The sequence below is a fragment of the Actinomadura craniellae genome, from assembly GCF_003289645.1.
Taxonomy (GTDB): domain Bacteria; phylum Actinomycetota; class Actinomycetes; order Streptosporangiales; family Streptosporangiaceae; genus Actinomadura_D; species Actinomadura_D craniellae.
In genome coordinates, this window is the sequence record NZ_QLYX01000015.1 from 30,502 (window position 1) to 42,324 (window position 11,823).

General features: G+C 71.5%; 10 protein-coding genes. All 10 read left to right on the forward strand.

Features of this window, described 5'->3' with window-relative positions; translation table 11 throughout:
* Window positions 1-8: 8 nt before the first annotated feature.
* The 10 genes from infB to DPM19_RS26955 all read left to right on the forward strand — a co-directional run bounded on the left by infB (window position 9) and on the right by DPM19_RS26955 (window position 11,788).
* Window positions 9-3,059, forward strand: a complete 3,051-nt coding sequence (gene infB, locus DPM19_RS26910) for a translation initiation factor IF-2 (RefSeq protein ID WP_111870849.1) — start codon at window positions 9-11, stop codon at window positions 3,057-3,059.
* An 86-nt stretch (window positions 3,060-3,145) separates the two neighbouring features.
* The gene (locus DPM19_RS26915; protein ID WP_199485314.1) at window positions 3,146-3,442 is read left to right on the forward strand and encodes a DUF503 domain-containing protein; all 297 of its coding nucleotides are present in this window, start codon (window positions 3,146-3,148) and stop codon (window positions 3,440-3,442) included.
* Between the two features lie 27 nt (window positions 3,443-3,469).
* Window positions 3,470-3,913, forward strand: coding sequence for a 30S ribosome-binding factor RbfA (gene rbfA, locus DPM19_RS26920; RefSeq protein ID WP_111870850.1), 444 nt, complete (start codon window positions 3,470-3,472; stop codon window positions 3,911-3,913).
* Window positions 3,910-4,776: a tRNA pseudouridine(55) synthase TruB gene (gene truB, locus DPM19_RS26925; protein WP_111870851.1), complete on the forward strand. Its 867-nt coding sequence runs from the start codon at window positions 3,910-3,912 to the stop codon at window positions 4,774-4,776. The genes rbfA and truB overlap by 4 nt, the downstream gene beginning before the upstream one ends.
* 103 nt (window positions 4,777-4,879) lie before the next feature.
* Window positions 4,880-5,563, forward strand: a complete 684-nt coding sequence (gene trhA, locus DPM19_RS26930) for a PAQR family membrane homeostasis protein TrhA (protein WP_111870852.1) — start codon at window positions 4,880-4,882, stop codon at window positions 5,561-5,563.
* A gap of 121 nt (window positions 5,564-5,684) precedes the next feature.
* Window positions 5,685-6,641 carry a bifunctional riboflavin kinase/FAD synthetase gene (locus tag DPM19_RS26935; protein WP_111870853.1) on the forward strand — a complete coding sequence of 319 codons (957 nt, stop codon included), beginning with the start codon at window positions 5,685-5,687 and terminating at the stop codon, window positions 6,639-6,641.
* Window positions 6,642-7,067: 426 nt separating this feature from the next.
* Window positions 7,068-7,337, forward strand: coding sequence for a 30S ribosomal protein S15 (gene rpsO, locus DPM19_RS26940; protein WP_111870854.1), 270 nt, complete (start codon window positions 7,068-7,070; stop codon window positions 7,335-7,337).
* A 268-nt stretch (window positions 7,338-7,605) separates the two neighbouring features.
* On the forward strand, window positions 7,606-9,912 hold the full coding sequence (locus DPM19_RS26945; RefSeq protein WP_111870988.1) for a polyribonucleotide nucleotidyltransferase: 2,307 nt from the start codon (window positions 7,606-7,608) through the stop codon (window positions 9,910-9,912).
* 86 nt (window positions 9,913-9,998) lie between these two features.
* Window positions 9,999-11,324 (forward strand): M16 family metallopeptidase, encoded by a 1,326-nt coding sequence (locus DPM19_RS26950; RefSeq protein WP_111870855.1) that lies wholly within the window; start codon window positions 9,999-10,001, stop codon window positions 11,322-11,324.
* A gap of 92 nt (window positions 11,325-11,416) precedes the next feature.
* Entirely contained in the window at window positions 11,417-11,788 is a 372-nt protein-coding gene (locus tag DPM19_RS26955; protein ID WP_111870856.1) for a phage holin family protein, read from the forward strand.
* Window positions 11,789-11,823: the final 35 nt, after the last annotated feature.

Here is an 11,823-nt window from a genome sequence, read left to right on the forward strand (position 1 = left end):
GGAGTGCAGTGGCGAAGGTCCGGGTTTACGAACTCGCCAAGGAGTTCGGTGTAGAGAGCAAGGTCGTCATGGCCAAGCTCCAGGAAATGGGCGAGTTCGTCCGGTCGGCATCCTCCACGATTGAGGCGCCGGTCGTTCGCAAGCTCACAGAAGCTTTCTCCAACCCGTCCGGCAAGGGCGGAGACAACAAGTCCAAGCCGCGGCGCCCGCAGGGCCCGCGGCCGGCGGCGCCGCGTCCACCGGTGCCCGAGAGCGCGCGTTCCGGCGCGCCCAAGCCGGGTCCGGCGGCGCCCAAGCCCGGGCCCCGGCCCGGTCCCGTGCCCAAGCCCGGCCCCGCGGGGGCCCGGCCCGGCCCGCGGCCGAGTCCCGGTCCCGTGCCGCCCGCGCCGAGCACGCCCGTGCCTCCGGTGCCCGGCACCACGGAGCGGCCCGCCCCGGCGGCGCCCGTCGCGCCTGCCGCGCAGGCCGGTGGCCCGCAGGCCGGTGGCCCGCAGGCCGGTGGTCCGCAGGCCGGTGGTCCGCAGGGCGGCCCGTCCGCGCCCAAGCCCGGCCCGCGTGCGCCCAAGCCCGGCCCGCGGCCCGGTCCCCGGCAGGGCGGCGACCGCGGTCGGCCGAGCGGCCCGCGGCCCGGTAACAACCCGTTCAGCTCGACCAACACCGGCATGGGCGCTCCGCCCAAGCCCGGTCCGCGGCCCGGCCCGGCGCGGGGCGACCGCCCCGGCGGTGACCGGCCCAGCGCCGACCGGCCCGGTGGTCCGCGGCCGGCGGCCGGCGGCCGGCCGGGTGCTCCGGGGGCCGGCGGTCCCCGGCCCAGCCCCGGCTCCATGCCGCCCCGGCCGGGCGGCCCGCGGCCGAGCCCGATGAACATGCCGTCCTCGCGGCCGTCCGGTGGCGGTGGCGGCGGTGGCCGTCCGGGTGGTCCCGGCGGTGGCCGCGGTGGTCCCGGCGGTGGCGGCGGCGGTCGTCCCGGCGGCGGTGGCCGTCCGGGCGGCGGCGGTCGTCCCGGCGGTGGCGGCGGCTTCGGCGGCCCGCGCACCGGTGCCGGTGGCGGCGGTGGCGGCGGCGGTCGTCCCGGTGGCGGCGGCGGCTTCGGCGGTCCCCGTCCCGGTGGTGGCGGTCGCGGTCGCGGCGGCACCGCGGGTGCGTTCGGCCGGCCCGGCGGGCGTCCCGCCCGGGGCCGCAAGTCGAAGAAGCAGCGGCGTCAAGAGTTCGACAACATGCAGGCGCCCGCCATTGGCGGCGTCCAGGCCCCACGCGGTAACGGCAAGGCCATCCGGCTTCCGCAGGGCGCGTCCCTGACCGACTTCGCGGAGAAGATCGGGGCGAACCCGGCGGCGCTGGTGCAGATCATGATGCACCTCGGCGAGATGGTCACCGCGACCCAGTCGGTCAGCGAGGACACTCTCAAGATCCTCGGCGAGGAGCTCGACTTCGACGTCCACGTGGTCAGCCCCGAGGACGAGGACCGCGAACTGCTCGAGTCGTTCGACATCGAGTACGGCGAGGACGAGGGCGGCGAGGACCACCTCCAGGTCCGCCCGCCGGTCGTGACCGTCATGGGTCACGTCGACCACGGTAAGACGCGGCTGCTCGACGCGATCCGCAACGCCAACGTGGTGGCCGGCGAGGCCGGCGGCATCACCCAGCACATCGGCGCGTACCAGGTCCAGACCGAGGTCGACGGCCAGGAACGCAAGATCACCTTCATCGACACCCCGGGTCACGAGGCGTTCACCGCCATGCGGGCCCGTGGCGCCGACACCACCGACCTGGTGGTGCTGGTGGTCGCCGCCGACGACGGTGTGAAGCCGCAGACCACCGAGGCCATCGACCACGCCACGGCGGCCGGTGTGCCGATCGTGGTGGCGGTCAACAAGATCGACAAGGAGGGCGCCGACCCGCAGCGGGTGCGCGCCCAGCTCACCGAGTACGGCCTGGTCGCCGAGGAGTTCGGCGGGCAGACCCTGTTCGTCGACGTGTCGGCGAAGCAGGGCCTGAACATCGACTCGCTGCTCGAGTCGATCGTGCTGACCGCCGACGCCGAGCTCGACCTCAAGGCCAACCCCGACATGCCCGCGCAGGGTGTCGCCATCGAGGCGCACCTCGACAAGGGCCGGGGTTCGGTGGCGACCGTGCTGGTGCAGCGGGGCACGCTCAACGTGGGCGACTCGATCGTCTGCGGCGTGGCCCACGGCCGCGTCCGGGCGCTGCTCGACGAGAACTACAACCCCGTCGAGCGGGCCGAGCCGTCGCGCCCGGTGCAGGTGCTCGGCCTGACGGCCGTGCCCGGCGCGGGCGACACCTTCCTGGTCGTCGAGGACGACCGGGTGGCCCGGCAGATCGCCGACAAGCGGACGGCGCGCAAGCGCAACGCCGAACTGCTCAAGAGCCGGCCCAAGCACACGCTCGAGGAGCTGTTCGACGACCTCAAGCGGGGCGAGCGCCAGGAACTGCTGCTCATCATCAAGGGCGACGTCTCCGGTTCGGTGGAGGCCCTGGAGGACTCGCTGCTCAAGATCGACGTGGGCGACGAGGTCAACCTGCGGGTCATCCGCCGCGGGGTCGGTGCGATCACTCAGGACGACGTCAACCTGTCGCTGGCGTCCGAGGGAGCGGTCATCATCGGCTTCAACGTCCGGCCCGAGCGCAACGCGCAGGTGCTGGCCGACCGCGAAGGCGTCGACATCCGCTACTACTCGGTCATCTACCAGGCGATCGAGGAGGTCGAGGCGGCCCTCAAGGGCATGCTGAAGCCCGAGTTCGAGGAGGTCCAGCTCGGTACCGCGGAGGTCCGCGAGATCTTCAAGGTGCCGCGGATCGGCAACATCTCGGGCTCGATGGTCCTGTCCGGCACGATCAACCGCAACAGCAAGGCGCGGCTGGTCCGGGACGGCGTGGTGGTGGCCGACAACCTCACCGTGTCGTCGCTGCGCCGGTTCAAGGACGACGCCACCGAGGTCCGCGAGGGCTTCGAGTGCGGTATCGGGGTCGGCTACAACGACCTCAAGCTCGGCGACGTCATCGAGACGTTCGAGATGCGGGAGAAGCCCCGAGACTGACAGTCCCCGTGGCCCCGAAGCGCGCGCTTCGGGGCCACGGGCCTGCACCCGGGTTCGCCATCGTGACCACCGAGGTGATCGCTCAGTTGTTCGTAGGTGCGTTGACGCTCGACGTGTTGTTGGGCGACGTACGGTCGTTGAAGCAGAAGCGTTCGGTGGTGCGCCCCGTCATCGCCGAGATCCAGCGCAGGTTCCCCGGGGTGGCCGTCGCCGAGACCGGCGACCAGGACCTGCACCGCCGGGCCGAGATCGGGATCGCGGTGGTGTCGGGATCGGCGGCCAACTGCACCCAGGTGCTCGACCAGTGCGAGAACCTGGTCGCGGGCCGGCCGGAACTCGAACTGCTGTCGGCCCGGCAGCGGCTGTTCGGCGACGATGATTGAGGGTCAAAGAGACGTAAGGAGCCGACCATGGACGCAGCCCGGGCACGCAAGCTCGCCGACCGCATCCAGCAGATCGTGGCCGAGGCGCTGGAGCGCCGGATCAAGGACCCCCGGCTCGGCTTCGTCACGGTGACGGACGCCCGCATCACCAACGACCTGCGCGACGCCACGGTCTACTACACGGTGTACGGCTCCGACGGTGAGAAGGCCGACTCGGCGGCGGCGCTGGAGAGCGCCAAGGGCGTCATCCGCTCGGAGGTGGGCCGACAGACCGGGATCCGGCACACCCCGTCCCTGACGTTCGTGCTGGACCAGGTGATGGACAACGCCCAGCACATCGACGACCTGCTGGCCAGGGCACGGGCCCAGGACGAGCAGGTGGCCAAGGCCGCCGAGGGCGCCAAGCCCGCCGGCGACCCCAACCCCTACCGGGTCGACGACCAGGACGAAGCCGAGGACGACGGCAGGTGAGCTCCGGGCTGGTCATCGTCGACAAGCCCGCCGGGTGGACCTCGCACGACGTGGTGGCCCGGATGCGCCGGCTGGCCGGGACCCGGCGGGTCGGGCACGCCGGGACCCTCGACCCGATGGCCACCGGGGTGCTGGTCGTCGGGGTGGAGAAGGCGACCCGGCTGCTCGGGCACCTGGCGCTGACCGAGAAGGTCTACGTCGCCACCCTCCGGCTCGGCCAGTCGACCAACACCGACGACGCCGAGGGCGAGGTCACCGCGACGACCCCGGCCGACGATGTGACCGACGCGGCGCTGTTCGCCGGCGTGACGCGGCTGACCGGTGCGATCCAGCAGGTTCCACCCCAGGTCAGCGCCATCAAGGTGAACGGCGAGCGGGCGTACAAGAAGGTGCGCCAGGGCGAGGGCGTCGAACTGGCGGCCCGGCCGGTGACGGTCCACGACTTCACGGTCACGCAGATCCGCCGCTCCGGCGGGTTCGTCGACGTCGATGCTTCGATCACCTGTTCGTCCGGGACGTACATCCGGGCGCTGGCCCGTGACCTGGGTGCCGGGCTCGGGGTCGGCGGGCATCTGACGAGCCTGCGCCGGACCCGGGTCGGGCCCTACGACCTGGGCCGGGCGCGCACCCTGGAGCAACTGGCCGAGGAGTGCACGGTGCTGCCCATCGCCGAGGCCGTTGCGGCGGCCTTTCCCCGCCGGGAGGTCTCCGCCGAGGAGGCCCGTACGGTGGCGCACGGTGGCCGGCTGCCCGCCGCGGGGCTGGGCCCGGGGCCGATCGGCGTCTTCGCGCCGGACGGCGCCCTGCTGGCCCTGGTCGAGGAACGCGGCCAGGTGGCCCGCCCGCTCGCGGTCTTCGCCTGAACGGCACGGAACGAGTGAGGCGGATCACGGGACCTGGGTGCCCGGATCTCCCTACGGTTGCGTAACCTACGGAATCGTAGGTTGATCCGCCAGGAGGTGTGTGATGGCCCCCCGGACCGGTCCGCTGCTGAACCGTCCCGTCGTCGCTCCGCCCACCCGTCCCCGGATGCGCGGCTGGCTGCACCTGGGCGCGTTCCCGGTCGTCCTGGTGGCCGGCCTGGTCCTGGTGGCGCTGGGGCCCACCCTGACGGCCCGGCTGGGCGCCGCGATCTACGTGCTGACCTCGGCGCTGCTGTTCGGGATCTCCGGGACCTACCACCGGGGCGGCCCGTCGTCGCGGGCCGTCGAACTGCTGCGCCGCTTCGACCACGCGAACATCTACCTGATCATCGCGGGCACCTACACGCCGTTCGTGCTGCTGGTACTGGACGGGGCGCTGCGGGTGGTGGTGCTGTCGGGGATCTGGGCGGGCGCGCTGGCGGGGGTGGTGTTCCGGACCGTGTGGATCGGTGCGCCCCGCTGGCTGTACGTCTCCCTCTACATCGCGCTGGGCTGGGTGGCGGTGCTGTTCATGCCGCAGTTCCTGGGCGGCGCCGGCCTGGCCGCGTGCCTGCTGGTGGCGGTGGGCGGCGTTCTCTACAGCGCCGGCGGGGTGGTGTACGGGTTGCGCCGGCCCAATCCGTGGCCGGCGTCGTTCGGCTTCCACGAGGTGTTCCACGCGCTGACCCTCGCCGCCTACGTGGCGCAGTACGTCGCGGTTTCGCTGGTGATCCACCGGGCCGGGTGATTTCCACCGGTCGGTAGAGTGCTCATACCGCCCCTGCATCGTCGGGCGGCCGTCCGCATGGCAGGCTGGTGATGGCGAATTGGTACACCGCCGCCAGGGGAGATCGACGACAGGAGCACAGGTGCGGCGCTGGCACGGCCTCGACGAGGTCCCCTCCGACTGGGGCAGGTCGGTGGTCACCATCGGTGTGTTCGACGGCGTGCACCGCGGCCACCAGCGGATCGTGGGGCGGGCCGCCGAACTGGCCCGGGAACGCGGTCTGCGCTCGGTGGTGATCACTTTCGACCCCCATCCGGACGAGGTCGTCCGCCCCGGCACCCACCCACCGCTGCTGGCCTCGACCCGGCGCCGGGTCGAACTGCTGGAGGAACTGGGCACCGACGCGGTCATCGTGCTGCCGTTCACCCTGGAGCTGTCCCGGATGGGTCCCGACGAGTTCGTCCAGTCGGTCCTGGTCGACCGGCTGCACGCGTCGCACGTGATCGTGGGGGAGGACTTCCGCTTCGGCCACCGCGCCCGGGGCGACGTGGCGCTGCTGAAGGAACTCGGCGAGAAGTACGACTTCACCGCCGAGGGCGCCCCGCTGGTCGCCAACGGCGGCACGATCTCCTCGACGTACGTGCGATCACGGCTGGACGAGGGCGACGTCGAGTCCGCCGCCGCGGCACTGGGCCGCCCGCACCGGGTCGAGGGTGTGGTGGTCCGCGGCCACCAGCGCGGCCGGGCCCTGGGCTTTCCGACCGCGAACCTGGAGACCCAGCCGCACATGGCGATCCCCGCCGACGGCGTCTACGCAGGCTGGCTGCTCTGCGACTCCGACCGCTACCCCGGCTTCCGCCGCCCGGCAGCGATCTCCATCGGCACCAACCCCACCTTCGAGGGCACGGAGCGCACCGTCGAGGCCCACGCCCTCGACCGCGACGACCTCGACCTCTACGGCGAGCACATGGCGGTCGACTTCACGGCCCGCATCCGCGACACCCTCAAGTTCAACTCCGTCGAGGCCCTCATCGAGGAAATGCACCGCGACATCGCCCGCACCCGCGAACTCACCACCCCTGACCCCCTGGCCCCCTGACCTCTGCTCCACCCCCCACCCCTCGGCCCCAAGGCACCGCCTCCCACGGCCGAACGCCTCCGGCGTGCCCAGAGCCGGCCCCGGCCACCCCTTCCCCACCCCACCGTCAAAGCGAGCGGACGAGATGGGTGCCGATGCGAAGCGAGGCGGTCCGGGAGCGGCGCCCGCGCCGTCTGGACTGAGGAGCGGTGAAGATCGTGAGGAACGAGCGATCTTCACCGCGACGAGGGAAGACGGCGCGCCGAAGGCGCCGCGACAAGCGCGAGGAACGAGCGCCAAGCAAACACGTGATACGGTGAAGAATCGCCGGGATAGGGCCCGGCCCTGGCTCACTGCACCCTCAGATGGTGGGCCGATTTCCAACGCACCAGGCGGACCTGTGCCTATCGCCGGGATCTGCGGGTGACGAACCTCAGAAGGAGCCTCGTGTCGCTCGACACCGCTACTAAGAACAAGATCATCGCTGAATACGCGACCAGTGAGGGTGACACCGGATCCCCGGAAGTCCAGGTTGCGCTGTTGACCCGCCGGATTAACGATCTGACGGAGCACCTGAAGACCCACAAGCACGACCACCACAGCCGCCGCGGCCTCCTGCTGCTGGTCGGCCGTCGTCGTCGGCTGCTGAAGTACCTGCAGGACAAGGACATCAGCCGCTACCGGCAGCTGATCGAGCGTCTCGGCCTGCGGCGCTAGCACTGTGGGGGAGCGACTCGCTGGAGCCGCTCCCCCTCCCATAACCGGATATGACCGCCCGCGGCCGCAGACGTGGCGCGCCGCCGGTCCTCGGTAGTGGCCCTCGGGTCGCCCCCGCAGAACTCCGACAGGGCTCCGACGGGGCTCCGGAATCGTTCTGACACGGTGAGCCGGGTGCTTCGATCGATGGCCGGCACCACGCGAGAAAACCACGGGTACGGGCGCGGGAAACACGAAACCAGGGAGGTTTCCCGTGGAAGCCGTACGCATCGATGGTGCGCACAGCACAGAGGCCGTCATCGACAACGGCCCGTTCGGCACCCGCACGATCCGTTTCGAGACGGGCCGGCTGGCCCGCCAGGCGGCCGGCTCGGCCGTTGCCTACCTCGACGACGAGACGATGGTGCTGTCCGCCACCACGGCGTCGAAGAAGCCGAAGGACAACCTCGACTTCTTCCCGCTGACGGTGGACGTCGAGGAGCGGATGTACGCCGCCGGGCGCATCCCGGGCTCGTTCTTCCGCCGTGAGGGCCGTCCTTCCGAGGACGCGATCCTCACCTGCCGGCTGATCGACCGGCCGCTGCGCCCCTCGTTCACGAAGGGCCTGCGCAACGAGATCCAGGTCGTCGAGACGATCATGGCGTTGCACCCCGACCACCTCTACGACGTCGTCGCGATCAACGCGGCGTCGATGTCCACGCAGCTCGCGGGCCTGCCGTTCTCGGGCCCGATCGGCGGCGTCCGGGTGGCGCTGATCGAGGGCCAGTGGGTCGGTTTCCCGACGCACCCGGAGCTGGAGCGGGCGACCTTCGACATGGTGGTGGCCGGCCGGACGCTCCCGGACGGCGATGTGGCGATCATGATGGTGGAGGCCGAGTCCACCCGTGACACGCTCCGCCTGGTCACCGAGGGCGCGACGGCGCCCACCGAGGAGACGATCGCGGAGGGCCTGGAGGCGGCCAAGCCTTTCATCAAGGCGCTGTGCGACGCGCAGCGCGAGCTGGCGGCGGTGGCCGCCAAGGAGGTCGCCGAGTACCCGGTCTTCCTCGACTACCAGGACGACGTGTACGAGGCGGTGGCCGCCGCGGTCACCGACGACCTGGCGCAGGCGCTGACCATCGCCGGCAAGCAGGAGCGCGAGGCCCGGCTGGACGAGCTCAAGGCGTCGGTCGCTGAGAAGCTCGCCACCGACTTCGAGGGCCGCGAGAAGGAGGTCTCGGCGGCGTTCCGCGCAGCCACCAAGAAGCTGATCCGCGAGCGGGTGATCCGTGACGGCATCCGGATCGACGGTCGCGGCCCCCGGGACATCCGCGAGCTGTCCGCCGAGGCGCACGTGGTCCCGCGGGTGCACGGGTCGGCGCTGTTCGAGCGCGGCGAGACCCAGATCATGGGTGTGACCACGCTGAACATGCTCCGCATGGAGCAGATGATCGACACGCTCAACCCGGAGCGCACCAAGCGCTACATGCACAACTACAACTTCCCGCCGTACTCCACCGGTGAGACGGGCCGGGTCGGTTCGCCCAAGCGGCGCGAGATCGGCCACGGCGCGCTGGCCGAGCGGGCGCTGCTCCCGGTGCTGCCCACCCGCGAGGAGTTCCCCTACGCCATCCGGCAGGTCTCCGAGGCGCTGGGCTCCAACGGCTCGACCTCGATGGGCTCGGTCTGCGCCTCGACCATGTCGCTGCTGGACGCGGGCGTCCCGCTGAAGCAGATGGTCGCCGGCATCGCGATGGGCCTGATCCACGAGGGCGGCGAGTACGTCACGCTGACCGACATCCTCGGCGCCGAGGACGCTTTCGGCGACATGGACTTCAAGGTCGCCGGCACCCGTGACCTGATCACGGCGTTGCAGCTCGACACCAAGCTCGACGGCATCCCGGCCACGGTGCTGGCGGCGGCGCTGCGGCAGGCCAAGGGCGCCCGGCTGGCGATCCTCGACGTGATGCAGGAGGCCATCGAGGCACCCGCCGAGATGAGCCCGAACGCGCCGCGGATCATCACCATCAAGGTCCCGGTCGACAAGATCGGCGAGGTCATCGGCCCCAAGGGCAAGATGATCAACTCGATCCAGGACGACACCGGCGCCGAGATCACCATCGAGGACGACGGCACGATCTACGTCGGCGCCACCGACGGCCCGTCCGCGGAGGCCGCCCGCCAGGCGATCAACGCGATCGCCAACCCGCACATGCCGGAGATCGGCGAGCGTTACCTCGGCACGGTCGTGAAGACCACCACGTTCGGTGCGTTCGTGTCGCTGCTGCCCGGCAAGGACGGTCTGCTGCACGTCTCGCAGATCCGCAAGCTGCACGGCGGCGTCCGGATCGAGAACGTTGAGGACTTCATCAAGGTCGGCGACAAGGTCCAGGTCGAGGTCACCGAGATCGACCAGCGCGGCAAGCTCTCGCTGGTGCCGGTCGAGGTGATCGAGCGTGAGGCCACGGAGAAGGCCGAGGGCGGCGGCGACGCAGCCCCCGCGGCCGCGGGCGACGGCGACCGGGGCGAACCGCGCCGCCGCCGCACCCGCAGCCGTGGCGAGGGTGGCCGCGACGGGGGCCAGCGGAACTCCTGACCCGTCACCATGAACGGCGGATGACCGGCGGGGCCCTGGTAACCTCGCCGGTCGTCCCCAGGTGAGATGAGAAAGTGAGCGCTGACGTGACGCTGTCGGCTCGGGCCCAGGGGCCCGGCACCACCCACACGATCCACCCCGGCACGGACGGCGCCGGCACCGTCCGGCGCACCGTGCTCCCCGGCGGGCTGCGCATCGTCACCGAGACCATGCCGAACGTCCGCTCGGCGGCCTTCGGGATCTGGGCGGGCATCGGCTCGCGGGACGAGGCCCCCCAGGACGCCGGGGCCACCCACTACCTCGAACACCTGCTGTTCAAGGGCACCCGGCGGCGATCGGCGCTGGAGATCTCCTCGGCGATGGACACGGTGGGCGGTGACCTGAACGCCTTCACCGCCAAGGAGTACACCTGCTACTACGCGCGGGTGCTCGACTCCGATCTGCCGCTCGCCGTCGACGTGGTCTCCGACATGGTGACCGCATCGGTGATCGAGGCCGAGGACGTCGACGCCGAGCGCGGCGTCGTCCTCGAAGAGATCGCCATGCGTGACGACGACCCCGGCGACCTGGTGCACGACGAGTTCGCGCTGGCGCTGTACGGCGACCGGCCGCTGGGCCGCCCGATCCTGGGCACCGTCGAGTCCATCAACGCGCTGACCCGTGACGGCGTCGCCCGCTACTACCGGGAGCGCTACCTGCCGCCGAACCTGGTGGTCGCCGTGGCCGGCAACATCGACCACGACCGGGTGGTCGGCCTGGTCGGCGAGGCCTTCGCGGACGTCCTCAGCGGCGACGGCACCCCCGCCCCGCCCCGGCTGGGCGGCGAGGGCGATCCCGGCATGCCGGGCGTGCGGGTCGTTCCCCGCGACACCGAACAGGCCCACCTGGTGCTCGGCGGCGTCGGGATCTCCCGGACCGACGAGCGCCGGTTCGCGCTGGGCGTGCTCAACGCGGCGCTCGGCGGCGGCATGTCGTCGCGGCTGTTCCAGGAGATCCGGGAGAAGCGCGGGCTGGCGTACTCCGTCTACAGCTACACCTCGCAGTACGCCGACACCGGCTCCTTCGGCGTCTACGCGGGCTGCCAGCCGAGCCGGGTCGACGAGGTACTGGAGATCTGCCGGGACGAGGTCGCCAAGGCCGCGGCGGGCAGCCTGACCGCCGAGGAACTGGAGCGGGGCAAGGGCCAGCTGCGCGGCTCGATGGTGCTCGGGCTGGAGGACACCGGGTCGCGGATGAGCCGCATCGGCAAGAGCGAGCTGGTGTACGAGTCGCTGCTGTCGGTCGACCAGGTGCTGGCCCAGATCGAGGCCGTCACCCTGGACGACGTCGCTGCGATCGCCGACGAGGTGCTCACCCAGGCCGGCACGCTCACGGTCATCGGCCCGTTCGAGGACCGCGAGTTCACCCTCTGAACGGTCGGGAACGCTCGCGCGCCCACGAGTCGTTGACCGGCTGACGGGCCCGGAGGCCGGGCCCCGGATCCGGGCCGGGGGGCTGGTTGCGCATGACGTTGCTGATCAGGGTGGTCATCTCGGCGGTCGCGCTCTGGGTGGCGACCGCGCTCGTCGAGAACATCCACCTCGCGGCCGGGAACACCGCCGAGCGGGTGGGGACCCTGCTGGCGGTGGCGGTGATCTTCGGCATCGTCAACGGCGTGCTGAAGCCGATCATCAAGACGCTCGGCTGCCTGTTCTACGTGCTGACGCTGGGCCTGTTCGCGCTGGTGGTCAACGCCCTGCTGTTCCTGCTCACCAGCCAGGTCGCCGAGGCGCTCGACCTGCCCTTCCGGGTGGACGGCTTCTGGGCCGCCTTCTGGGGGGCGATCATCGTCGGCGTGGTGAGCTGGCTGCTCAACCTCTTCGTCGGCGACGACTGACACCTGTCCCGGGACCGGCCGATCATCGCGATAGG